This window comes from Intestinimonas sp. MSJ-38, assembly GCF_018917925.1.
Taxonomy (GTDB): domain Bacteria; phylum Bacillota; class Clostridia; order Oscillospirales; family Butyricicoccaceae; genus Pseudobutyricicoccus.
The window spans coordinates 36,531-59,598 of record NZ_JAHLPO010000003.1; the positions used below are offsets into that span (position 1 = coordinate 36,531).

The following is a 23,068-nucleotide window of genomic DNA, read 5'->3' on the forward strand; positions in this document are numbered from 1 at the left end:
CGTTTACCGCTGATTTCCCGTTGAAAAGCAACTGAGAGAGGCGTCTCTTGTGGAATTAAGACTCACGGAGCAGGAGGCTCTGACGCTGTATCGAATCATTCTGCGGTGGGATGAATTAGGCAGCTTGACCACAGAGGATGACGAGGAATGTCAGCTGCTATGGGACCTATCCTGTACGATGGAAAAAGAACTGGAGCCGGTGAAGGATGCCGTGAGACGCAGACTGCTTTGACCGCGTAAGCGCCCATCGGTTCGAAGCCTTTGATGTGACGCTGTTTTCTTTGACGCTGACGGATCTTGAACTGTCGGAAAGACGCCGGTATCGCGGCATGATATTGACAAAGAGGGAAATGATGCTATAATATCTGCGAATGATTCGCAGATTGGAGGGCAGCTGATGTCAATCTACAACACAAAACAGCGAAGAGCCCTGCTTGCTTTTTTGGGGGAGCATCCAGACGAGCTGCTGACTGCACGCCAGGTGGCGGACGCGCTGGCAGAGAAACAAATCAGCCTTAGCGCCGTGTATCGAAACCTTGCACAGTTGGAGGCGGAAGAAAAGGTGCGCCGCAGCGCAAAAAGCGGGTCGCACGAAGCGCTTTATCAGTATCTTGACGCCAAGGGTTGCAAGGGCGCGCTGCACATGAGCTGTGTGAAGTGCGGCAAAACCTTTCACATGGCCGACAGCAACGCCGCCCTGTTTGCAAAGCACTTGGCGCAGAGCGAGCAATTCACGCTGGATGCAGCCGACACGATCCTCTATGGGATCTGTTCGGCTTGCAGAGAAACATAACGATCGGGAGGGAGGACAGACCATGACAAAGAAGCCTTGCTTTATGACGCGCCTGCTGGCGGTCGTGCTGGCCGTTGTCATGCTGTCCTCCGCTATCTATATTGCGGTCGAAGCCGATCATGACTGCTCCGGCGACGACTGCGCCATCTGCCGCCAAATCAGTGTCTGCGAGAATCTGCTGAAATCTCTGGGGCTTGCCGGTGCTGCCGCAGCGATCTCCGCTGCGTTTACATATACCGTGTGCAGGGCGATCCTGCCCTGCGCAGAGACGATCGGCACACTGACGCTTGTTGCTCTCAAGGTAAAGCTTTCGAATTAAAAACAGGATTTTTACAAGGGCGAAGTCTATCCATTTTCGGATAGGCTCTTGCGGTTTTGCCGCTGCCTTTGTATTTTTGCGCCTATTTTTCAATAATTCGGAGGTTTTATCTATACTATGAAGAAAATTATCACCCTGGTTCTTGCGCTGGCCATGGCGGTCAGTCTGTTCACCGGCTGCGGCAAAAAGAACAACGCAGAGACGGGCGAGAGCGATTCCACCAAACTGAGCGTTGTCACCACCATTTTCCCAGAATACGACTGGGTCAGAGAAATTCTCGGCGACAAGGCTGAGAGCACCAACCTAACCATGTTGCTGGACAACGGTGTTGACCTGCACAGCTATCAGCCCACGGCGGATGACATCGTCAAGATTTCCGACTGCGACCTGTTCATCTATGTGGGCGGCGAGTCCGACGGCTGGGTGGACGATGCTCTGAAAAATGCCGCCAACAAGAACATGAAGGTCATCAACCTGCTGGATGTCCTTGGCGACAGCGTCAAGACCGAAGAAGTGGCCGAGGGTATGCAGGAAACAGAGCACGCCCATGACCACAGCAAGGAGGTTTCCACCTTTGAAGATCATGAGGTTCAGGACAGAAACCTGTCCGACTGGGCGGGCAGCTGGCAGTCTGCCTACCCCTTTGCGCTGGACGGAACGCTGGACGATGCCTTTGCAGCGATGGCAGAGGAAGGCGAGATGACAGCCGACGAGTATAAGACTTACTATCAGAACGGCTACAAAACGGACATTACCAATATTGACATTGAAGGCGACCACATTGCGTTCACCTATGAGGACGGCAAAAAGGTCGGCTCTGACTACAAGTATATCGGCTATTACATTCAGAACTGGTCTACCGGCACCAAGGCGGCCATGTATCGCTTTGAAGCGGTAGACAGAACCTCCGGCGCACCGATCTACATCGAATTCAACGACCACATGATCGAATCGGCTGCGGCCGAGCATTTCCACATCAGAATGAGTAACGAGAGCTTTGACGCCATCGTTGATCCGGAAAACTCCTGGCCGACCTTCTTCCCCGCTGATATGAGCGGTGAGGAGATCTGCGAGCACATGGAGGGGCATGACCATGACCATGGGGAGGAAAAGGACGAGCATGTCTGGCTGTCTTTGAAGAACGCCGAAACACTGGTAGGCGCGATCTCCAACGCTTTGCAGGAGCTTGACCCTGACAACAAGGATACCTACGCCGCCAACGCTGCGGCCTACATCGAAAAGCTCTCCACGCTGGATGGCGCGTACCAGTCTGCCGTGGACGGCGCGGCGCACAAAACCGTGCTGTTCGGTGATCGTTTCCCGTTCCGCTATCTGGTGGACGATTACGGCCTGCGCTACTACGCCGCCTTTGCGGGCTGCTCCGCCGAGAGCGAAGCCAGCTTTGAAACCGTTTCGTTCCTTGCAAAGAAGGTGGACGAGCTGGGACTTCCCTGCGTGCTGACCATCGAGGGCAAGAACCACAAGCTCGCGGAAACCATTGTGCAGAGCACCGCCGGGAAGAACCAGAAGGTACTGACCATGGACTCCATGCAGTCCATGACCTCCAAGGATGCTGCAAACGGTGCTACCTACCTCTCTGTCATGGAGCGGAATCTCTCTGTGCTGAAAGAGGCACTAGGTTAAGGAGGTAGGATGATGGCTCAGTTCACTTGTCAAAATCTCTGCGTCGGCTACGATGGAAAGTCCGTTCTGCAAGACTTGAGTTTCCAAGTCTTTGCGGGCGACTACCTCTGCATCGTGGGAGAAAACGGCTCCGGCAAGAGTACCCTTATGAAAACGATCCTCGGCTTGCAGACGCCCATCAGCGGCAGCATTTTGACGGGCGACGGGCTGAGGAAAAACGAGATCGGCTATCTGCCGCAGCAAACGCAGGTCCAAAAGGACTTCCCGGCATCCGTGAGAGAGATCGTTCTCTCCGGATGCCAGGGGCGCTGCGGCAGCCGCCCCTTTTACAACAAAGAAGAGAAGAAACTGACGGCGGACGCTATGGAGAAAATGCAGATCACACCCCTTGCCAAGCGCTGCTACCGGGCGCTCTCCGGCGGTCAGCAGCAGCGGGTGCTGCTCGCCCGCGCCCTGTGCGCTACCCGGAAAATGCTGCTTCTTGATGAGCCTGTTTCGGGACTTGACCCCAAGGTGACGGCGGAAATGTATGCGCTTATTCAAAAGCTCAATTACGAGGATGGCATCACCGTTGTGATGATCTCCCATGACCTGAACGCGGCGCTGCAATATGCCAGCCACATCCTGCACATCGGGGACACGGCGTTTTTCGGTACCAAGGCGGCCTACCTGAACGAGTTCCCCCATGCATGGCAGAAAGGCGGTGAGGCGCAATGACGGCGATCCTTGAAAAAATCGCGTTCTACTGGACCTATCCCTTTGTGCGCTACGCGCTCATTGTCGGCGTGCTGATCGCACTGTGTTCGTCGCTTCTGGGCGTCACGCTGGTGCTGAAGCGCTTTTCCTTCATCGGCGACGGGCTTTCCCACGTGGCCTTCGGTGCGATGGCTGTCGCCGCTGTGCTGGGGCTGACGGACGATATGCCCCTGACGCTGGGCGTCACGGTGGTCTGTGCCGTTCTGCTCCTGCGCACGGGGCAGAACACGAAGATCAAGGGCGATGCCGCCATCGCCATGATCTCAGTGGGAGCGCTGGCCATCGGATATCTTCTGATGAACATCTTTTCCACCTCGTCCAACCTCTCCGGCGATGTGTGCAGCACGCTGTTCGGCTCCACCTCCATTCTGATGCTGTCAAAAAGCGAGGTCTGGCTGTGCGCGGGACTGTCCGTGGTGGTCGTGGCGGTGTTTCTGCTCTATTACAACAAAATTTTTGCCGTGACCTTTGATGAAAATTTCGCCAAGGCGGTGGGCACAAAGGCGGATCTATGTAATCTGCTGATCGCCGTCATCGTTGCCGTGGTGATAGTGCTGGCGATGAATCTGGTCGGCTCGCTGCTGATCTCCGCGCTGGTGATCTTCCCGGCGCTGTCCGCCATGCGCCTCTTTCAGAATTTCCGGTCCGTGACGGTCTGCTCCGCCGTACTGTCGGTGAGCTGCGCGGCGCTGGGAATTCTTGTCTCCATTCTCGCGGGGACGCCGGTGGGCTCCACCATCGTGGCGGCGGATATTCTGGCATTTTTGGTTTGTTCGGCCCTTGGCCGCGCAAGGGGAGGCGGAGCGGGATGAAACAGCTTTTTTGCCTGCTGCTGGCTGTCTGCATGATGGTTTCCCTCTGTTCCTGCGGGAAAGACAGCGGGAAGGACGCGGGAAATGATATGCTTTCTTCCGATGAAGAAGCGTCTGCACCGGCTGAGAGCATTCCAACGCCGAAAGAACAGGAAACGCCGGGGGAATCTAAGCCGTCGCAGCCCGCTGCCGGCAAAGTGGATGTGGATCTGACTGTGCTCAGCAGCACCATGGTCTACTCCGAGGTCTACAATATGCTCTACAATGACCCGGCGCATTATCTCGGCAAGACCGTCAAGGCGAGAGGGACGTTTTCCATCTATCAGCTCGTGACAGACGGCGTTTTACAGCCTGACCCGGTGTCCTACGCCTGCATCATTTCAGACGCGGCCGCCTGCTGCGGCGAGGGGATGGAATTTGTGCTGGAAGGCGATTATACCTACCCGGACGATTACCCGGAGCTGGGGGCGGAGATCACCGTCATCGGTGAATTTCAGTCCTATGAAGAAAACGGGATGACATGGTATCATCTGGTGAACGCAAGGCTGGCGTGATGCTGTGATAGCGCTGCATACATAGTAAGCGTGACGATTTCAGGGAGAATAGAAAGACTTGACATAAACTTTATTCCTGTTATGATAATATAGTCTTATCATGCTCTGGACGGGGCGCTTTCGCGAGGTGCCAGACAGGCTGCAAGAAGCGGTTCGCGCAGCCCCTGACCAAGCGTACTCTCACCGGCGGGACGGTGGAGGAACTCAAACAATTTCTTGAGGAGAAGACCGGAGAGATGTTCCGGCGTGTGAAATGAACGGATTTTCTATAACGCCCTTTCGCGGGCTGCATTTGCTTCTGCTTTTGCTGACGGCAGCGGCGGCGCTGCTCATATTCTTGTTGCTGCGCAAAAAAACGGAAGCACGGCGCTCCCGGTTTCTGATCGGCGTTTGCTTTTTTAATCTCGTGTTGTTTGCCGGCTACAAGCTCTCGCTGTCCATGGACGCAGCGTATGTCCGTGCCTACTATCCCAATGGTTTCAATATTTTCAATGAGCTGCCGCTGCACCTGTGCAACATCAATCTGTTTCTGATCCCGCTGGGAGTGTGGAAGAGGAACCACTCAATCATGGGGTTTTCCTTCTTTGTAGCGCCCCTCGGCGCACTGATGGCGCTGCTCTTCCCGGAGCCGCTGTTCTCCGGCTTTTCGCTGTTCCTGCCGCGAATTTTTGGCTACTATGTGACACACGCTCTCCTTGTTGTCTGCGGCCTGAGTCTGGCGACACTGGGCTTTTACCGCCCCGACCCCAAGGATATCCCCCGGATCCTCAAGACCTTTGGCCTGCTTGCCGTAGGCGCTCATCTTATCAATCTCCTGTTACGCCTCACGCTCTGCCCGGAGGCGAACTACTTCTTCACCTACGGCGCGGAGATCGGTGTGCTCAAGCTGTTTTGGCGTATCATCCCGGCGCCGCTGCTCTACGAGCTGCCGGCACCGCTGATCCTTGCAGGCTATATGTACGCGGTCTGTGCGTTGTCCCGCCTGACGCAAAGGGCGGAAGAAGTGCCTTTTTCATAAATTGGATAAGTTCCGCAGCAAAAAACAGGAGGATAAGACATTGCTGCATAGAAATGTAAGAGGAATCGGAATCGCTCTGTGCTTATTGACTCTCTTGCTATCCCTGTCCGGGTGTGGTTCATTGAAGGATGACTCGCTTCTGACCGTCAATGCAGTGATCACGGAAGTCGATGCAGCAAAGCAAACCATAACGGTAAAGGACGATGCCGATGAAAGCGCTTTAGGTAAAGAATGTCTGATCGACTGTTCGTCCGTTCCTATGGTCTATTGTGACTTTGCCACGCAGAAGGTTACAAGGATTTCTTTTGAGGAATTGCAGGTCAATGATAAGGTTATTATGTGTATCAGAAGCTCGGAAATGGAGAACTTTCAAAGCGGCGGCAACGAGGAGAATACGCTCAAGGTCGAACAATTGCAGCTGTATACGCAAAGAGCTGCCGAATGAGCCTCGGCTGTCCAACGCTGCATCGAGGCTTCGAGGTCGAGCCGGAGAGCATGAAGTGGGTCATCCAGCACACCAACGCTAACATGGTCGAAACGGGCTTCTTCGAGACCTGCAGCACCTCTTATGCCAATAGCATGGCACCGTGGATAATCTTGTGAGGATACGCATATGAGCAATCAAAATAAACAGCTGTACATCGTAATCAGCCAGACCGGTACACTTCTGTCCCGGATTCTTAAACAAATCACCGGCGCAGAATATAACCATGCCTCCATCAGCCTGTCCAGAGATTTAGAGAGGATGTACTCTTTTGGACGCAGGCATCCCTATAATCCGTTTTGGGGCGGCTTCGTGATAGAGTCGCCTCGTACCGGTACCTTCAAGCGTTTTTCCGAAACTAAGGTGTTGGTTCTGAGCGTGAGCGTCACAGAAGAACAACACGCAGAGCTCAAAGAAATGCTCGATGTGATGTGGAAGCGGAGGAGGAAGTACAGTTACAACTATATTGGCTTATGTCTGGCATACTTCCATGTTGTCTGGAAGCAGGAGGGCTGCTATTATTGCTCAGAGTTTGTCGGAGAACTTCTCGCAAAAAGTCGGGTTGACGGCACGGAACAGTTACGTTCCTCTATCATACAGCCGATGCAGTTCCTTAGAGTGCCGCACACACTGATCTACTGCGGAAAACTACGCGAATATGTGAGCAACACCTGTTCCGAGGGCATATGTGAAGACGCAACGAACCGCACAGTGCATAGGCGACTGCCATAACAGCAGATAAGGGAGCGCGTGGTCGAGTATCTGCAAAGGTGTGGTTTTGATCCGCCGACGTGGCTTCTGCTTTTTGCCGTCATAATGGATATTCGTCCTGGCTATGTTGACCACAGGGGTTGTGTTCCTCATACACAAGCCCTGTGGTCATTGAATATCTTTGGAGGCTTGGGGACGATCATTTCAACCGTGTGTACCCGCTTCCCTGGCCGGCGACCATGGAGATGGACCAGATTCCTGTGGAAATACCTGGACAGATAAGATGGGCTGCCGTGGCTTTGGCGCTGCTTACTGTGCCCCGGGTCCTTTTTCCATGCTGATTCTATTACGAAGATAAAAAAACAGCGGCACAGAGAGTTTGCTCTGTGCCGCTGTATGCTTTATACATTGTATAAAAACCTTACATGCTATCTGCTCTTTTGTCCTGTCTGAGTGAACGGCAGACGACATACCCTGCTGGAGCGATCATGATCAGAATAAAAATGCTGATCAGTTCATTCACTTCGGATGGCGCAAAGCCCTGCAGCATAGTAATGAGGTTGTTTGCGAAATGCACGAGGATGGGAAACAGCAGGTTCCTTTTCTTCTCGTAAAGGATTCCTGCGGCAATGCCCATAAGGATGGCATAGGCAGCCTGCACGATATTCAGGTGATAAACGCCGAAGAGTACAGATGATATTAGAATCGAGGCCCAAGCTGGGGCGAATTTCCGCATGGAGCGAAGCACAATGCCGCGGAATAGAATTTCTTCTACAACAGGTGCAGCAATCACCGCAATCATAAATGTTCCAAATGCATTTCCGCCGGCAATATTTTCAGCACTGGCGTTCATTGCCTCAACGCTTTTTTGAAGCGAGGGAAGCTGTTCTGCCAGCATGATCCAAAGACCGGAGATCCCGCAAATGCCAAATCCCACGACCAGACTGCCGAGCACATCTTTGAAATTTGTCACTGTGCGCGGTTCACTTATCTCTCTCCTCCAAAGCAGCTTATAGAGCGTGAAGAATACGAGGATAAGAACAGCGTAGATCAAAATCTCGCCCCAATATGAGTAGTTCATAAATTGCTGCGGGGAGATATGAAAAATATCCAAAACGAGCCTTTCCACAAGAAAATATAATAGATTGGACAGCAAAAAATGCAGTGCGATTGCAAGAATGGGAATAGCGAAATATCTTTTTTTCATCATACGGTCAATTTTTCTCCTGTCTGTATTTTTGAGGGGACTGTAGCAGTATAACAGATTTAACTTAAAGTCTTCGTTAAGGGGCGAAGCTGTGATTTTTCGGAAGCGGCATCGCAAAAGGACACCGTTCATCTTCCCTGTCGAACCTTTTGACCTTTCTCTAAAAGATGTTTTCCTCATAGTTGGTGACATGCTGAATTTAGCATTAGGCTCCTTGAGTTCTGCAAAGCTTTTGAAGTTCAAACAGAAAATACCCACAGCCAAAGCGGCTGTGGGTATGATCAAATCAGATTGTACGAGCTGACGCTATCTTGTCAATCTCTGCAGGTTCGTAGTTGCGCTCTCCTTCTGTAAAAGCCCAATATTCTGCCCGGTGTATCCACACTTTCCAATACGCCCAAAGGGGGCTTGAAGGGGAGATTCTTAACGCGCAGAAGGAGGAAGACCGTCCGTCTCTGGCGCCTTGAGAAGAAAGTGGCTTTTGTAAAAGTCGAGCAAGCCCTCATCCCGCATTTTTCCAAGCTCCAGCGACAGTCCGCTGCGCTCCACACCGAGGTAATCCGCAAGCTGCTGGCGGGAGAACGGAATGTCGAATTCATAGCTGCCCCGGCGCTGCGCCTCGGCGGAAAAATAGGACATGAGCTTTGCCCGGGTGGTGCGCTGGCCCATGTGGGTGAGCTTTTCGTTGAGCCGCAGGTTTTTCTCCGCCAGCTCGCCCAGCAGATTGCGGATGATCCGGCTATGGTGGGAGCAGGCGGAGGGGCACACGCTCAAAACGCGCCTTATGTGTAGAAACATCACCGTCATCGTGCTCTCCGCCTCCACGCTCATGTTCAGCACCGCTCCCGGCGCGCAGGCGAACACCTCCGCGAAGGTCTGCCCCGGCCCGATTTTGGAGAGGATGCTGCGGTTTCCCCAGATGTCCTCCTGCACGACGAGGACGCTGCCCGCCAGCACAAGGCCCACTTCCTCCACCGTGTCTCCGGCGCGGAGCAGGCGGGAGCCTTTGGGAAAGGTGTCGATTCTCGCCCCAAGGCAGGAGAGCATAGCGGCAAGCTCCTCATCGGAAATGCCGGAGAAAAGCGCCGCCGTATGAAGTACCGGAAAAAATTCTTTCATAAAAAGTCCTCTTTCGTTGAAAATTCAACCGACTTGTTGCTTTTAGTATAGTACAATGAGCACACAAAAGCAACAGGAGGACCGAACATGAAACGACGGATCATCGAGATCGACGATAATAAATGCAACGGCTGCGGCGCCTGCGCCGCCGCCTGTCACGAGGGCGCCATCGCCATGGTGGACGGCAAGGCGCGGCTCATGCGGGACGATTACTGCGACGGCTTGGGTGACTGCCTGCCCGCCTGCCCCACCGGGGCCATCACCTTTGTAGAGCGGGAGGCGGCGGCCTATGACGAGCAGGCCGTCATGGAAAATAAGCAGCGGAAAATGCGGGAACAGGGCATGACCCTGCCCTGCGGCTGCCCTGGCAGCCAGTCCCGGAATATTCAGCGCGAGGCCGCGCCCGCCGCGGAAGCACCCCGCGCTGAACAGGCAAGCCGCCTGTCCCAGTGGCCGGTGCAGATCAAGCTGGTGCCGGTGAATGCCCCGTATTTTGACGGCACACGGCTCCTCATTGCCGCCGACTGTACCGCCTACGCCTACGCCGCTTTTCACGAGCGGTTCATTAAGGGGCACATCACGCTGGTGGGCTGCCCCAAGCTGGACAGCGTGGACTATTCCGAAAAGCTGACGGAGATCATCCGGGAGAACGACATCAAGAGCGTCACCGTCGTGCGGATGGAGGTGCCCTGCTGCGGCGGGCTGGAACTGGCGGCGAAAAAGGCGCTCCAGCAGAGTGGGAAATTCATTCCGTGGCAGGTAGTCACCGTGACAGTGGACGGCCGGTTGGTGGAAGAATAACAAAATCATTAGAAAGGAAGAATCACGATGAAGTATGTATGCAGCGTTTGCGGCTGGGAATACGACGAAAGCGCAGGTTGCCCGGAGGGCGGCATTACGCCGGGAACGCCCTGGAGCGAGGTGCCGGAGGATTTTGAATGTCCTTTGTGCCACATGGGAAAGGACAGCTTTGAGGAAGCGTGAGCTTTCTGCAAGAGAGGCAAAGACGATGAGTTATGAAAACTGGAAAGACAAAATCAGCACATTCGAAGTGATGGACGTGCGGGGCAAAAAGCTGGACTTCTTCCCCGCATTGAAGGCAAAGGCTGCCGCGCTGAAAAACGGCGAAGGACTGCATATCATCCAGACCTTCGAGCCCGTTCCCCTATACCCGGTGTTGGCACTTATGGGCTTTGAGCGTCACACGGAGAAGGTGAGCGGCAGTGAATACCATGTCTGGTTTTATCGAGTGAGGAAAGGAGAATAACTGCATGAGTTACGAAAACTGGAAGGACAAAGCGCAGGGGTTTCAGACCATGGATGTGCGCCATATACAGGGCAGCTTTTTTGAAGGGCTGAGGAAACGAGCCGAAGCGTTGAAGGTGGGCGAAGGGTTACACATCATTCAGACCTTTGAGCCGCATCCACTGTACGCTGTCATGGAGGGCTTGGGCTACGAGCACCACACCGAGCAGCGGGGTGAGGCGGAGTTCCATGTCTGGTTCTGCCGTGTGGAGAAGAAGGAAGGCGACAGCTCCGCTCCCTTCAAGCCGCTGGCTCTTTTGAACTATCCCATGATCGATGAAAAGCTGGGGCAGATCGCCGTGGATTTCTGGGAGACCACATGGCAAAGCGAGAAGCGCGTACTGCCCTACGAAACGCGGCTGCTGCTGTCCCTGACCAACGCAGTGGGTGCAGGCCGGATGCGGCAGGCGGCGCGAGAGCTGGTAAAAGCATATATCCACGGTGTGGAGAGTGCCGCGCTGGACGATGTGTTCGAGCTGCTGGCATGGAATCAGGGCATCGGTTTTTTCAGCAGCGAGATCGGCCCCTCGGCGCTGTTTCAGGCGTACAAGCTCATTAAAAATGGTGAGAAGCAGGGCAAGTCCCGGGAGGATATCTGCAGTGTGCTGCGCGAGAAATTTGGGGAGAAGAACCCGGAGATGCAGGTCCTGAACTAAAAAGCAGAAGGAGACGAACGACGATGGATAACAGGATGTTTTGTTTTCAGTGCGAGCAGACGGCAGGCTGCGCTGGTTGTACTGGAAAAGCCGGCGTCTGCGGCAAAACCACTGAGGTGGCGGAGCTTCAGGATCAACTGACTGGCGCTCTGGTTGGACTGTCCCGTGCGGTAGATAATGCCCCGGATACGAATGAGGGGACTTGGCGGCTGATGATCGAGGGCTTGTTCACCACCGTCACCAATGTGAACTTTAACGAAAAGACTATCCGGGATTTGATTGACCGGATACATGCGGAAAAGGCACGGCTGGTGCCCAACTGCTATAGCTGCGCCTCTCGCTGTGGGCGGAACGACGACTATGACATGCACCTGCTTTGGAGCGCACAGGAGGATGTGCGCAGCCTCAAATCCCTGATCCTTTTCGGTGTGCGTGGCATGGCGGCATATGCCCATCACGCCATGGTACTGGGCTATGCCGATGAGGAGGTAAACCGCTTCTTCGGAAAAGCACTTTTTGCCGTAGGCGAGGACTGGGGCATGGACGAGCTGCTGCCCATCGTGATGGAGGTCGGCGAAAAGAACCTCCAGTGCATGGCGCTGCTGGACAAGGCCAACACCGAGAGCTATGGCACACCCACGCCCGTGACCGTTCCGCTGACGGTGGAGAAGGGGCCGTTCATCGTCATCACCGGCCATGATCTCCACGACCTGAAGCTGCTGCTGGAGCAGACGGCGGGCAAGGGCGTGAATATCTACACGCACGGCGAAACGCTGCCAGCCCACGGCTATCCGGAGCTTAAAAAATACCCACACCTCAAGGGCAACTTCGGCACGGCGTGGCAGAACCAGCAGAAGGAGTTTGCCGACATCCCCGCGCCGGTGCTGTTCACCACAAACTGCCTGATGCCTCCACGGGCGAGCTACGCCGACTGTGTGTTCACCACGGCGGTGGTATCCTATCCCGAAATCACCCACATCGGCGAAGATAAGGATTTCACCCCTGTCATCGAAAAGGCACTGGCGCTGGGCGGCTACAACGAGGACAAGCCATTCACCGGCATCAATGGCGGCAGCACGGTCATGACCGGCTTCGGTCATGGTGCGGTGCTGAGCGTGGCGGAGCAGGTGATCGACGCGGTAAAAAGCGGCGCCGTCCGGCACTTCTTTCTGGTGGGCGGCTGTGACGGAGCCCGTCCCGGACGGAACTACTATACTGAGTTTGTCAAGAAGACGCCTGCCGACACTGTGGTGCTGACGCTGGCCTGCGGAAAATACCGCTTCAACGACCTTGACCTCGGTACCATTGGCGGCCTGCCTCGGCTCATGGACGTGGGCCAGTGCAACGACGCTTACGGAGTTGTCAAAATCGCGCTGGCCTTGGCGGATGCCTTTGGCTGCGGGGTCAACGACCTGCCTCTGTCTCTGGTGCTTTCGTGGTATGAGCAGAAGGCAGTGTGCATTCTGCTGACGCTGCTGCATCTGGGGATCAAGAATATTCGCCTTGGCCCCACGCTGCCGGCGTTCGTTTCGCCCAATGTGCTGAACTACCTTGTGGAGAACTTCAATATTGCTCCAATCACCACCCCGGAGGAGGATCTGGAGGTGCTGCTGAAGCGCTGACAAACCGTAATGCGGCTGCGGAGATATTCCTCTCCGCAGCCGCTCTTTATTGAAAGCACTCATGAGCGTTTGTTTTTTGGTTCTTTGCTTCGATACTCCTACACGCCGCCGGCTCCAAAGCCTGCTTCTCATGTCAGAGCACCCGGAGAAGTGAAGAAAACTGCTTACTTCAACAACCCAGCATCTGTATCTTAACATAAGATTTATGGCTCGGTGCTATAATAACCTCAGCAAACCGGGCAATCGCCAAAGAAAGGATAGATTAGGACTATGAGATCACGACGGGATGGCATTTTTATTTTATGTATTGTGCTTATTGCCGCCATACTTGCAGGCTGCGGCGCGGCCGAGCAGCGACCGACATTGGATAGGATCGAGTACACGAACCTGAACGACAGCGGATCAAGGGAACTTTTGCAGGAGCTGCTCTCCGACACAGGCGTGTCGGACGGGCGTATTCAGAGCTTTTTCCGCCGTGTGGACCGCTTTAATGACAGCGTGAAGCAGGAATGGCTTACGGATGGCTTTGAGGAAGCGGAGCTGCTATATACAAAATATGACCCTTACGCAATGCAGGACGAATGGACGGCGAAGAACGGGACGTTTCCGGGCTATAACTGCCGGATAACCGCCATGAACCTGTTTGGGGACTTCCTCTCCGTGAGCGCAGACTCCCAAATCAATACCGGTGAAGATGTGCTGTTTGTGGACGAGGAGACGCTGAAAACAGATCCCGATGCGCTGGGCGGAAGCAGCCTTGCAGATTTCCGCGCACTGTATTCCTCCATGAAGGCGGAGGATACCACGGAGATCAAGCGTCATGTACAAACCGTACAAGAGGAATGGGCATCCCGCGGCGTTATCTTTCGTGAGAATGAAAGAATCCGCCTCATCACGGTATTCTTCCACGATAAGCCGACCGAGGAGGAATCTCTGCTGTTTGTCGGGCATGTTGGCGTTCTTTTGACGGCGGAGGACGGGACGTTGTATTTCGTAGAAAAGGTCGCCTTCCAGGAGCCGTACCGGATGCTGCGCTTTGCGGACCGAACGGCACTGAGCGATTACCTTATGGGGAAATATGACACCTCATGGGGGCAGGATACGGCAAGCCCCTTTATCATGGAGAACGACAAGCTTATGGACGGCTGGCGTCCAAACCCGGATAGCGGAAGCTCCGCGCTCGGCTAAGGATTGCGTGTTGCTGCCAATATAAGAAATCCCCGACTCCGGTCGGGGATTTCTTATATTATCCTCCGCTGAAGCTGTGGAGAAAACCAGATAAAGCACATCAACGCTGCAAAGTGACTTCAAATCATAGAATATTACTTTGCGTTGCTTGCCGCAACGGCGATGTTTCTGCTAAACTATGCATGAAATCTTTAGAGGAGGTGTTTCCGTGCTTCATGAGAATCTTCGGCTGAAGCGAAAGGAACGGGGCCTTTCGCAGGAGGAATTGGCATCACGCCTTCATGTTGTCAGACAGACCATTTCAAAATGGGAAAAAGGAATGTCTGTTCCTGATTCTGAACAGTTGATAAAAATTGCCGTCATTCTCGAAACGACCGTAAGCGAGCTTCTTGGAACCAAAGTGGAAAACGAAGAGGAACCAGACCGGTTGGCAAAAGAACTGTCCCGCATCAACACGCAGCTTGCCATCAGAAACCATCGGATGCGGCGTGTGCTGAAAATCATCGCTGTTGCTCTGCTCGTATTTGTAGCTTTGATTTTTGCAATTATGGCGTTGAACTATGCGCCAATGCCGCAATCGAAATACACAAAGAGGGATGCTGCCCTTTTGCTTCCAAACAGGACAGATGTAATTTCAGTGAGCATTTCTTGTGATGATGAAAGAGAAACGATCATTGATAAAAGAGAAATAGACGATCTGTTCGCCAACTTATCAATAGTGCGCATTAAGTCGGGCGAAAGCTATAATGACGCTCCAATGACAGACAAGTTTATAAAGATTATCTTTGAGGTTTCCGATGGGCTGAGCGGATGTACTGTCTACACCTTTGAGGATGAGAACGGATTCTTTATAGAACAACCCTATAATGGAATCTTTTCAATAGAAGAAAAGCAATACGCCGAAATCTTTGAAACCCTTTTTTAGCGGTGCAGCCACCAAGCTATGAAAAAGGAGTGCCTATTGGGGCACTCCTTTGCTCTGTTGGAACAGTGGGAAGCTGTCATCTTTAGTTTGCTTCTTTATCATATACAAGCATTGGCGTTCGGCTTTTCAAATTTCATGTAGGCTACGGCAAAGGCACAGACCTGCCGTGTGCAGCCGGGGCGTTGTCCTTGGGATAGAGATGTGGTTATTTCTCTCTAAAGAGCGAAACAGAGTTTAATAAAATCGATATTCCTACACATACCCACAGAGCCTTGCTCATGGTTGGCATGATATCCATCAAGCCTCCCCAATCTTCATTTAGCACACGCATCGCTCCGTCTGAATAAAACGAACATACGGTCAATGCAGTGAAAGATAAGGCTGCGAATCTAAACCATTTTTCATTCTTATTTTTAAAAGAGTAAATCAAATTGAATCCTGTAAAAATGATCGCAGAAATTCCTAAAAACAGCCACATATGTTGTCTCCTTAAATTCTCTTACCCTGCACTCCTATGAGGCATAATTCGCAATCGTGTTGCCTGCGGACAGGAACTGCCGATGAGAGGATCGTTCGCAGCTCCTTTACCGGTTCTCCGCCAGATATTCCTCCACATAGTGGACGGCTACCGCGCCGTCCGATACGGCGGTGACCACCTGCCGCAGCGCCTTGGTGCGCACGTCGCCCACGGCGAACACGCCGGGGATGCTGGTGCGGGTGGATTCGTCCGCGGTGATATAGCCGGACTTGTCCAGCGCCAGCTCCCCTTGGAACAGCTCCGTGGCCGGGGCGCGTCCCACGCTGATGAACACGCCGTCGCAGGCAAGGTCGCGTTCTGCGCCGGTGTTGACATCTTTTAGCCGCAGCCCCGTCAGGCGGCTTTCGTGCAGCAGCGCAGAGACGGTGCTGTTCCAGCAGAACTCCACGTTGGGCGCGTTCACCAGCGGCTCATGATAGACCTTTGTTGCCCGCAGGCTGTCGCGGCGGTGGATGAGATAGACCTTTTTTGCGATACGGGACAGGGTCAGGGCATCCGCCGCGGCGGAGTTGCCGCCGCCCACCACCGCCACGGTCTTGCCCCGATAGGGCGCGCCGTCGCAGGCGGCGCAGTAGTGAAGGCCCTTGCTAACAAGTGCTTCCTCGCCGGGAATGCCCAAGGGACGGGGTGTCGCACCGGTGGCGATGACCACCGTGCGGCTCTGAAAGACGCCCTCGCTGGTGTCCAGCGTCTTAATTCTACCGGAAAGGCTAACCTTGTACACCTCCGCCAGCTCCGTCACCGCACCGAAGCGCTCGGCGCTCTGCTGCATTTTTTCGCCCAGCGTAAAGCCGTCGATGCCGCCCTCGAAGCCGGGATAGTTGTCGATCTGCTCTGTCAGGGCCATTTGCCCGCCTGCGGAGAGCTTTTCCAGCACCAGCGTGGAAAGCCCGGCACGGGCGGCGTACAGGGCGGCGGTGTATCCGGCGGGGCCGCCGCCGATGACGATCATGTCATAGATCTGCTCCATAGCCACGCCCTCACTGCGCCAGCGTTTCCCGGATAAATGTCTCAATGGCCGCCTTGGAGCCAGGTGCGACAATGGAGCCAAGCACCTCGCCGTTCTTAAAGAGCATCAGCGTGGGGATGGTGTCGATGCCGAAGCGCTGGATGAGCTGCGGCTCCTCGTCGTAGTTGATCTTGCCAGCGATGAGCGTGTCGGCGTACTGCTCCCCCACCTTGTCAAAGGCCGGGGCAATACGGCGGCAGTAGGGGCACCACTGGGCCCAGAAATCCACCAGCACGGGCTTGTCCGCGTGCAGGACATCATTTTCAAAGCTGTTGGTCGTAATGGTAAGCATCGTAAAATCTTCCTATTTCTGTGTAAAAAGCTGTGTTTCAATATCCGTGATGGTAATGCGCGAGAGATACGCGGCGCACTGCTCGTTCATGTTCCGGTACAGCGTGTCCATCACGCCCGCCATGCCGGAGCAGATGGCGCAGTTCCGGTCAATGTCGCCGCTGTGCCATGCGCAGTCCACAAAGCGGGTATTCACTGCCTCCGCCACCTGCCGTAGGGTAAGGCTCGCCGGGTCTGCCGTCAGGCGATAGCCGCCGTCCAAGCCCTCCCGGGTCTCCACCATGCCTGCCTTTTTCAGCCCCGCCATGACGCGGCGAGCACGGGTGGGGTTGGTGCAGATGTTCTCCGCCAGCGCTTCGCTGCTGAGGGAGCGTCCGCTGTGGCTCAGGCAGACCAGCGCATGGACGGCCAGATTAAAAGAACTGTCCACTCTTACCCCTCCTTCACAAGCTCGTAGGGCCAGTCGATGACGCCGCCAAAGTCGTAGACGCTCTGATACCCCAGCGCCAGCAGCTTTTGGGCGGCATCCTTGCTGCGGCGGCCGCTGCGGCAGTAGATCAGCAGCGTGGCTTCCTTATCGGGCAGCGCCTCGGGCGTTTCGCTGCCGATGCTTTCATTGGGGACAAGGACGGCGTTTTCAATATGCCCGCCGTCGTATTCTTCCCGGGTGCGGATGTCCACCACCACGACCTCCTGCGAGACCATCATCTCATAGGCTTCCTCGGCGCTGATCTTCTGATACGCCGCCTTGTCGGGCATATCCTCCGCCGTGTCCGCTTTTGTCTTGGACAGCGTGCAGCCGCTCAGCAGCGCAAGCGAGGTGGCAAGTGCCGCAAAAAGTAATATCTGACGCATAATCAACCTCTAATGCAACTGTGTTCGTTACTGATACAGTTTATACTGTGATTATAATAGATACAGTTAAAACTGTCAAGGTGCTTCGGGGCAGCTTTTGGGGCGCAAGCCTTTTGTGGTTGTTGACAGAGAAAAAAATATAGGTATAATAAAGGCAAAAGAATAAGACTTATTCTTGTATTGAGGAGGTTGGCAGTATGCCGAAATACGCAGAGGAGATATTGGCCGCCGTCACGGAGCTTCAGCGGCACCCCACGGCGGAGCAGGTGTTCATGGAGATGAAAAAGGAGCATCCCAGTATCGCTCTGGGTACGGTATATAAGCACCTGAATGGTTTGGCGGAGGAGGGGCTTTTGCTCCGCATCGCGGAGTCTGGTTCGCCGGACCGGTACGACCGAACGGAACGGCATGATCATCTGATATGCAGCCGGTGCGGAAAAATCGAGGATGTTTGCCTGCCGGATATGCAAAGCCGGATCGAGCACGCGCTGGGGCGCGATATCCTCTCGTATGATCTTAAAATCAGGTATATCTGTCCCGATTGCAGGGAACAGGAAGAAAACAACGCTGAAGGAGGCACCCGATGAACGCTAACATATCGAAGCTGCTCAACGAGCAGATCAACAAGGAATTCTACTCCGCCTATCTGTATCTGGATTTTGCCAATTACTACGCCGCCGTCGGACTGGACGGCTTTGAGAACTGGTACCGGGTACAGGCGCAGGAGGAGCGGGATCACGCCATGTTGTTCTATCAGTATTTGCAGAATAACGGCGAGGGCGTCACCTTTGAGGCCATCGCAAAGCCGGAGTGGGAACGAGGCGACCACATGACACCGCTGAAGAAAGCGCTGGAGCATGAGAAGCTGGTCACCGCCAGCATCGACGCCATCTACGCCGCCGCGTACGAGGTCAGGGACTTCCGCGCCATGCAGATGCTGGACTGGTTCATTAAGGAACAGGGCGAGGAGGAAAAGAACGCCGCCGACCTTATCACCAAGATGGAGCTGTTCGGCGGTGACAGCAAGGGGCTGTATATGCTCAACAGCGAGCTGAAGGCACGGGTCTACATCGCGCCCTCGCTGGTGCTGTAAGCCCCGCGCGTCTGCGGGCCTTTGCATCAGGCAAAAGGCAGACTGCATACAGGTGGTCTGCCTTTTCTTCCACTAGACGGTTAGAGGAGACTAACTGTGTATAAAACAGAAAGGACTTCAGAACTTGAACAAGGAAAAGGAGATCGAAACCGTTACCCTCATGGTGCGCCGGTATTGTTGGGGCGTGCATGGGACAAGGGGCGAGGCGCTTTGCCCGGCGTGCAATGCACTGCTGGAATACGCCAGAGAGCGGAGGGACAGATGCCTGCACGGGAAAATTTAGCGGCACTTTGAATCCTTTCCGAGAGGCGCAAGGCGGCAAATAAACAAAGAAGAGATAAGGGCAACGGCTATGAAAGAACATAAGAATTTTTGGGACAGAAATGCCGGTCGTTACGACCGCTTTATGCGAAAAGATCGGGCGGCGTATGAGAAGATCTATGCGCTGCTCCGGCCAGTCGTGAAAGCCAAAACGGTGCTGGAGCTGGCGACCGGCACGGGGCTGATCGCAAAAAGCATCGTGAACGCGGCGGCTCACATCGAGGCGACGGACGCCTCTGCGGAGATGATTGTCGAAGCCAAGCGGGATAACCGCTCGGCGAAGCTGCATTTTTCCGTGCAGGATATGTTTCGCCTGCCCTACGCGGAGGAGTCCTTCGATGTGGTGATCGTGTCCAACGCACTGCATATCGTGCCGCAGCCGGAGAAAGCCCTTGCCGAGATTCGCCGGGTACTGAAGGACGATGGTGTGTTCGTCGCGCCCACCTTTACCCACGCAGGAAACTCGTTTACCGGCAAGGTCAGGGCATTTTTCATGAAGCTGGCAGGATTTCCTCTCCACAGCAGGTGGACAAGTGAGGAATACCTGCGCTTCCTGCGGCAGAATGGCTGGACGGTGCGGAAAAGCGCTGTGCTGAAAGCCTCGTTCCCATTGACCTATGCCGAATGTGTGAAATCGGAGGGATAAGATGTCATTCTTTGAAAATACCCGCAAGCCCGTGGGCTTTGGCGGAAAAATTATGGTCGCCATGATGAATCTGGGTCACAGTCCCGTGGCACGGTGGGGGCTTCGGTTTCTGAATGTCGTGCCGGACGCCAGGGTGTTGGACTGCGGCTGCGGCGGCGGGGCGAACATCCGACGGCTGCTGAAAAAATGCCCACAGGGTGTCGTCAAGGGCATCGACTATTCGCCCGTCAGCGTGGAGAAATCCAAAAGGGTCAATGAGACTGCCATCGTGGAGGGACGCTGCGCCGTTCTGCAAGGCAGCGTGGCGGATATGATCTTCGCAGATGACTGGTTTGATGCGGTCACGGCCTTTGAGACCGTCTATTTCTGGCCCGATCTGCCGCAGTGCTTCCGGGAGGTTTACCGGGTGCTGAAGCCCGGCGGGACATTACTCATCTGCAACGAAAGCAACGGCGATACGGACAAGGACAAGAAGTGGACGGAGATCATCGGAGGCATGACCATCTATAAGGACGCCGAGCTGAAGGCGTATCTGGAGCAGGCGGGCTTTCACGAGGTGCAGATACACAAAAAGAAAGGCTGGCTCTGCATCACAGCGCAGAAATGAGGGAGAAGCAGACAGATGAAGGACAAGAAGCTCCTATTCGACCGCAGCTGCCACGTGCTGTATTCCAGGCCCTGCAAGAAGGAGATACGGGCGAAGATCGCCCTGCACTACCCGGAAGCGAAGCGGGAGACGGTTTGGGAGCAGGTACAGCGACAGTATGCGGACTTTCTCTCCGACTGGCGCACGGATCTCGGAGGAAAAAAGAACTTTCACAACGGTGTAGGCGGCACCTATGACTGTATCGCCATTATGAGCTACTATGCAGTCTGCAAAGCCGTCACATCCTTCTGCGAGATCGAGGAGATGGAGGAAAACCTGATCCTGCCTATCTTCCGCAGGCTGCGGTTCGTGGACTGCAACAAGCCGTTCTGGAGGAAGCTGATGTACCGGGCGTTCGTGCGGTCGAAATGCGGCTGCGACAAATGGCACGATTACGAGATGATAATTGCGCCTTATGATAAAGATAAGCCCATCTATTATGAATTCACATCATGTCCGGCATCGGATTTGAGGCAAACTGCGTACAGGCAGTCTGCCTTTTATTTCATCCACTGGTTAGAGCAGGCTAACCAGTGTGCAGAACTGGAACTGGAAAGGCGGAATGGACCAATTTGCATAAAAGTGTCTAATCATGTGTCGGAGGAGGTGGCCTGGTATGCAAGAAGCACAATATGATTTTCTTCATGGGCAAACGGATCGCAGCGACTTTTTCTCCCCCGCAATGCAGCAGCTTTGCGGTATTATGAAAGACAATCAGGTTGCTTTGCCAAGCGACATTGGAGAAGGATATTTCCGCTATATTTCACCGTGCCCCAATATCGAGATGTATATCTGCGATGTAATGTTTTACAGGGACACAGTATTGCGGGAGCAAGTGTATAAGGATTCTTTTTCCGTCATTTTCTCTCTTTCCGACGCATTGGAGTGGAAGGCTTCGGGCAGAAACAAAAAATGTTGTTGGAAAAGGGAGATTGCTGCGTATACGGCAGCGGTCTGTTTGATGCGGAAAATATCTATGAGGCAGGACAGAGATATATAGGTGTCGGGCTGAACCTGCATCCCTGTCGGTTTCGCTCTGTGATGGATGGTTTGCAGAAGAAAAAGGCTTGCACCGCCTTTAGCGGGGGTAAAACTCCACCAAAACATAGAATCACTGCTACCATAGAAGCCACAATACGCCAGATATTGCAGTGTAACTACAATGATTGTGCAAAGTCATTGTATCAAGAAGGAAAGATACTGGAACTTGTTGCAGCCTTTGCGAACGAGATGATGGATCAGAATTCTGTTGCTGTGAAGGGGTCGTTGAGCTGGGCGGATAGCGAGACGTTACTTCGGGTCAGGCGACAGATAGATGAGGGATTTCTGGAACCCGTGACCATCGCGGAGCTCTCCAAACAGCACTTTATGTGTGAATCCAAACTTCGTGAGATATTTCGAAAGCACTATGGAATCACCATATATCAATATATGTTAAATCGCCGCATGGAGCACGCCTGCGAACTGTTGTCTGTGCCCGATGCTCAGGTGAAAGACATAGCAGGGTTGGTGGGGTACAGCAACATCAGCCATTTCAGCGACGCCTTCCGAAAAAAGTTTGGATGCACTCCGAGTGAATATAAGCGGAGCTTACCATTCTGAAACATAAGAGCAAAGACACAGGTGTATTCTCTTGTGGTTACTTGGATGGAAATTACAAAGATTGCATCTTCCCTTGAAAAACCAGAATAGTAGGCAGCACATTTCGAGGAAGATCTTGCCCAGTGGAAACTATATCATTTGAAATGTGAGTTGCTCAGCAGCGGCATACACATTGATGTTAGTGCTGGGCGGAATTAACCATTCGCGCGGGGCTGTAAACGAGCCTACGCATAAGTAAAACTTTGACCGCTGAAAAAGCAGAGCGGCGGGACAGATAAAGGCTGTCCCGCCGCTCGTGTTTTAAGGGCATATTGGCTTGATGAACCGGAAGTTACAGCGCCGCCTTTTTCCATTTTCTGATCTTAGTTCTAAAAGTTCCGAAAGGAGCAACAGTATTAACGTGAATGAACCTGTAAACTTCCCATACAGCTGCTTTTGTAGCATCATCAGCCCATTTTCTCATATGCGGCTTAAATAATTCATCCGCACTGAGCGAATCAATCATTGCGCAGATAGACTTGACATTTTCGTTCAGTTCGGCTTTCAACTCTTGAAGAGACAAATGAGCGTAGGTATCCGTGAACCACTGATACAGCTCGCCAAGTTGGTTCCATTTGAATTCGTCCGACGGCGTCTTTACTTGAAGCCCCTTCCTTTCATCTTCCTCCCATTTAAGAACCAATGTTGTCCAACCCACCTGATAGGCAAGGTTTTCTGCTGGGGTCCGGTCAACCTCATCAACCCTTTTATCTTTTAAGGCTTCTGGTATGCAATCAAACTCCGAAATATATTTATCAAATGTTTTATTGATTTCAGCTTTGAGTTCTTCTTTACTTTTGTATACTCGCAAAAAAACACCTCCATAAATTCCAGCTTGTCCATTGAGTGACCATTTTGATTATAGCATAGCTTTATGAATTATTCTATTATTGCACTGAGCATCATGGCGCTTTA

At 53.6% G+C, this 23,068-nt stretch carries 33 protein-coding genes; 25 read left to right on the forward strand and 8 right to left on the reverse strand.

Annotated features, from left to right (window positions below):
• The first annotated feature begins 49 nt into the window (after positions 1-49).
• From KQI26_RS02740 to KQI26_RS02785, 10 genes are all read left to right on the forward strand, one after another.
• A complete protein-coding gene (locus KQI26_RS02740; protein WP_154024946.1) occupies positions 50-232 on the forward strand; it encodes a hypothetical protein in 183 nt (60 codons plus the stop codon).
• A gap of 165 nt (positions 233-397) precedes the next feature.
• Positions 398-793 (forward strand): Fur family transcriptional regulator, encoded by a 396-nt coding sequence (locus KQI26_RS02745; protein WP_216503110.1) that lies wholly within the window; start codon positions 398-400, stop codon positions 791-793.
• A gap of 22 nt (positions 794-815) precedes the next feature.
• The gene (locus KQI26_RS02750; protein WP_216503111.1) at positions 816-1,112 is read left to right on the forward strand and encodes a hypothetical protein; all 297 of its coding nucleotides are present in this window, start codon (positions 816-818) and stop codon (positions 1,110-1,112) included.
• Positions 1,113-1,229: 117 nt separating this feature from the next.
• Positions 1,230-2,756: a metal ABC transporter solute-binding protein, Zn/Mn family gene (locus tag KQI26_RS02755; RefSeq protein ID WP_216503112.1), complete on the forward strand. Its 1,527-nt coding sequence runs from the start codon at positions 1,230-1,232 to the stop codon at positions 2,754-2,756.
• A gap of 12 nt (positions 2,757-2,768) precedes the next feature.
• Entirely contained in the window at positions 2,769-3,473 is a 705-nt protein-coding gene (locus KQI26_RS02760) for a metal ABC transporter ATP-binding protein (protein WP_216503113.1), read from the forward strand.
• Entirely contained in the window at positions 3,470-4,324 is an 855-nt protein-coding gene (locus tag KQI26_RS02765) for a metal ABC transporter permease (RefSeq protein WP_216503114.1), read from the forward strand. Before KQI26_RS02760 ends, KQI26_RS02765 begins: the two co-directional genes overlap by 4 nt.
• Positions 4,321-4,878, forward strand: a complete 558-nt coding sequence (locus tag KQI26_RS02770) for a hypothetical protein (protein WP_216503115.1) — start codon at positions 4,321-4,323, stop codon at positions 4,876-4,878. Before KQI26_RS02765 ends, KQI26_RS02770 begins: the two co-directional genes overlap by 4 nt.
• Before the next feature lie 253 nt (positions 4,879-5,131).
• Entirely contained in the window at positions 5,132-5,896 is a 765-nt protein-coding gene (locus KQI26_RS02775) for a YwaF family protein (protein ID WP_216503116.1), read from the forward strand.
• 40 nt (positions 5,897-5,936) lie between these two features.
• Positions 5,937-6,341, forward strand: coding sequence for a hypothetical protein (locus tag KQI26_RS02780; RefSeq protein ID WP_253292638.1), 405 nt, complete (start codon positions 5,937-5,939; stop codon positions 6,339-6,341).
• A 168-nt stretch (positions 6,342-6,509) separates the two neighbouring features.
• Positions 6,510-7,112: a hypothetical protein gene (locus tag KQI26_RS02785; protein ID WP_216503117.1), complete on the forward strand. Its 603-nt coding sequence runs from the start codon at positions 6,510-6,512 to the stop codon at positions 7,110-7,112.
• Between the two features lie 400 nt (positions 7,113-7,512).
• On the opposite strand, the gene KQI26_RS02790 is transcribed toward KQI26_RS02785, so the two are convergent.
• Both KQI26_RS02790 and KQI26_RS02795 read right to left on the reverse strand, forming a co-directional pair.
• Positions 7,513-8,301, reverse strand: coding sequence for a CPBP family intramembrane glutamic endopeptidase (locus tag KQI26_RS02790; RefSeq protein ID WP_216503118.1), 789 nt, complete (start codon positions 8,299-8,301; stop codon positions 7,513-7,515).
• A gap of 420 nt (positions 8,302-8,721) precedes the next feature.
• The gene (locus KQI26_RS02795; RefSeq protein ID WP_216503119.1) at positions 8,722-9,417 is read right to left on the reverse strand and encodes a Crp/Fnr family transcriptional regulator; all 696 of its coding nucleotides are present in this window, start codon (positions 9,415-9,417) and stop codon (positions 8,722-8,724) included.
• Positions 9,418-9,504: 87 nt separating this feature from the next.
• Between KQI26_RS02795 and KQI26_RS02800 the strand changes: the two genes are divergently transcribed.
• From KQI26_RS02800 to KQI26_RS02830, 7 genes are all read left to right on the forward strand, one after another.
• On the forward strand, positions 9,505-10,218 hold the full coding sequence (locus KQI26_RS02800; protein WP_216503120.1) for an ATP-binding protein: 714 nt from the start codon (positions 9,505-9,507) through the stop codon (positions 10,216-10,218).
• 27 nt (positions 10,219-10,245) lie between these two features.
• Positions 10,246-10,401: a rubredoxin gene (locus tag KQI26_RS02805; protein ID WP_216503121.1), complete on the forward strand. Its 156-nt coding sequence runs from the start codon at positions 10,246-10,248 to the stop codon at positions 10,399-10,401.
• Between the two features lie 25 nt (positions 10,402-10,426).
• Positions 10,427-10,684: a DUF2249 domain-containing protein gene (locus KQI26_RS02810; RefSeq protein WP_216503122.1), complete on the forward strand. Its 258-nt coding sequence runs from the start codon at positions 10,427-10,429 to the stop codon at positions 10,682-10,684.
• Between the two features lie 4 nt (positions 10,685-10,688).
• Positions 10,689-11,378, forward strand: coding sequence for a DUF2249 domain-containing protein (locus tag KQI26_RS02815; protein WP_216503123.1), 690 nt, complete (start codon positions 10,689-10,691; stop codon positions 11,376-11,378).
• 23 nt (positions 11,379-11,401) lie between these two features.
• The gene (hcp, locus tag KQI26_RS02820) at positions 11,402-13,000 is read left to right on the forward strand and encodes a hydroxylamine reductase (RefSeq protein ID WP_216503124.1); all 1,599 of its coding nucleotides are present in this window, start codon (positions 11,402-11,404) and stop codon (positions 12,998-13,000) included.
• A gap of 270 nt (positions 13,001-13,270) precedes the next feature.
• Positions 13,271-14,188, forward strand: a complete 918-nt coding sequence (locus tag KQI26_RS02825) for a DUF4300 family protein (protein ID WP_253292639.1) — start codon at positions 13,271-13,273, stop codon at positions 14,186-14,188.
• A 208-nt stretch (positions 14,189-14,396) separates the two neighbouring features.
• Complete coding sequence (locus KQI26_RS02830) at positions 14,397-15,113, forward strand: DUF5301 domain-containing protein (protein ID WP_216503125.1); 717 nt, start codon at positions 14,397-14,399, stop codon at positions 15,111-15,113.
• Positions 15,114-15,318: 205 nt separating this feature from the next.
• Here the strand turns inward: KQI26_RS02830 and KQI26_RS02835 are convergent, their stop codons facing one another.
• The 5 genes from KQI26_RS02835 to KQI26_RS02855 all read right to left on the reverse strand — a co-directional run bounded on the left by KQI26_RS02835 (position 15,319) and on the right by KQI26_RS02855 (position 17,806).
• Positions 15,319-15,591: a hypothetical protein gene (locus KQI26_RS02835; RefSeq protein WP_216503126.1), complete on the reverse strand. Its 273-nt coding sequence runs from the start codon at positions 15,589-15,591 to the stop codon at positions 15,319-15,321.
• Positions 15,592-15,697: 106 nt separating this feature from the next.
• Positions 15,698-16,621 carry a thioredoxin-disulfide reductase gene (gene trxB, locus KQI26_RS02840; protein ID WP_216503127.1) on the reverse strand — a complete coding sequence of 308 codons (924 nt, stop codon included), beginning with the start codon at positions 16,619-16,621 and terminating at the stop codon, positions 15,698-15,700.
• Between the two features lie 10 nt (positions 16,622-16,631).
• Positions 16,632-16,952 (reverse strand): thioredoxin, encoded by a 321-nt coding sequence (gene trxA, locus KQI26_RS02845; RefSeq protein WP_216503128.1) that lies wholly within the window; start codon positions 16,950-16,952, stop codon positions 16,632-16,634.
• Positions 16,953-16,964: 12 nt separating this feature from the next.
• The gene (locus KQI26_RS02850; RefSeq protein WP_216503129.1) at positions 16,965-17,381 is read right to left on the reverse strand and encodes an Rrf2 family transcriptional regulator; all 417 of its coding nucleotides are present in this window, start codon (positions 17,379-17,381) and stop codon (positions 16,965-16,967) included.
• A gap of 2 nt (positions 17,382-17,383) precedes the next feature.
• A complete protein-coding gene (locus KQI26_RS02855) occupies positions 17,384-17,806 on the reverse strand; it encodes a rhodanese-like domain-containing protein (RefSeq protein WP_216503130.1) in 423 nt (140 codons plus the stop codon).
• A gap of 197 nt (positions 17,807-18,003) precedes the next feature.
• Between KQI26_RS02855 and KQI26_RS02860 the strand changes: the two genes are divergently transcribed.
• The 8 genes from KQI26_RS02860 to KQI26_RS02895 all read left to right on the forward strand — a co-directional run bounded on the left by KQI26_RS02860 (position 18,004) and on the right by KQI26_RS02895 (position 22,114).
• Complete coding sequence (locus KQI26_RS02860) at positions 18,004-18,393, forward strand: Fur family transcriptional regulator (protein WP_216503131.1); 390 nt, start codon at positions 18,004-18,006, stop codon at positions 18,391-18,393.
• Positions 18,390-18,899 (forward strand): ferritin, encoded by a 510-nt coding sequence (locus KQI26_RS02865; protein ID WP_216503132.1) that lies wholly within the window; start codon positions 18,390-18,392, stop codon positions 18,897-18,899. The genes KQI26_RS02860 and KQI26_RS02865 overlap by 4 nt, the downstream gene beginning before the upstream one ends.
• 124 nt (positions 18,900-19,023) lie before the next feature.
• Complete coding sequence (locus KQI26_RS02870) at positions 19,024-19,182, forward strand: nitrous oxide-stimulated promoter family protein (protein WP_216503133.1); 159 nt, start codon at positions 19,024-19,026, stop codon at positions 19,180-19,182.
• A gap of 69 nt (positions 19,183-19,251) precedes the next feature.
• Positions 19,252-19,866, forward strand: coding sequence for a class I SAM-dependent methyltransferase (locus tag KQI26_RS02875; RefSeq protein ID WP_216503134.1), 615 nt, complete (start codon positions 19,252-19,254; stop codon positions 19,864-19,866).
• A 1-nt stretch (position 19,867) separates the two neighbouring features.
• On the forward strand, positions 19,868-20,473 hold the full coding sequence (locus KQI26_RS02880; protein ID WP_216503135.1) for a class I SAM-dependent methyltransferase: 606 nt from the start codon (positions 19,868-19,870) through the stop codon (positions 20,471-20,473).
• Positions 20,474-20,488: 15 nt separating this feature from the next.
• Positions 20,489-21,148 carry a hypothetical protein gene (locus KQI26_RS02885; protein WP_253292641.1) on the forward strand — a complete coding sequence of 220 codons (660 nt, stop codon included), beginning with the start codon at positions 20,489-20,491 and terminating at the stop codon, positions 21,146-21,148.
• A complete protein-coding gene (locus KQI26_RS02890) occupies positions 21,129-21,512 on the forward strand; it encodes a hypothetical protein (RefSeq protein ID WP_216503136.1) in 384 nt (127 codons plus the stop codon). The genes KQI26_RS02885 and KQI26_RS02890 overlap by 20 nt, the downstream gene beginning before the upstream one ends.
• Positions 21,425-22,114 carry an AraC family transcriptional regulator gene (locus KQI26_RS02895; RefSeq protein ID WP_216503137.1) on the forward strand — a complete coding sequence of 230 codons (690 nt, stop codon included), beginning with the start codon at positions 21,425-21,427 and terminating at the stop codon, positions 22,112-22,114. The genes KQI26_RS02890 and KQI26_RS02895 overlap by 88 nt, the downstream gene beginning before the upstream one ends.
• 331 nt (positions 22,115-22,445) lie before the next feature.
• Here KQI26_RS02895 and KQI26_RS02900 read toward each other — a convergent pair whose 3' ends face one another.
• Positions 22,446-22,964, reverse strand: a complete 519-nt coding sequence (locus KQI26_RS02900; protein ID WP_216503138.1) for a ClbS/DfsB family four-helix bundle protein — start codon at positions 22,962-22,964, stop codon at positions 22,446-22,448.
• Positions 22,965-23,068: the final 104 nt, after the last annotated feature.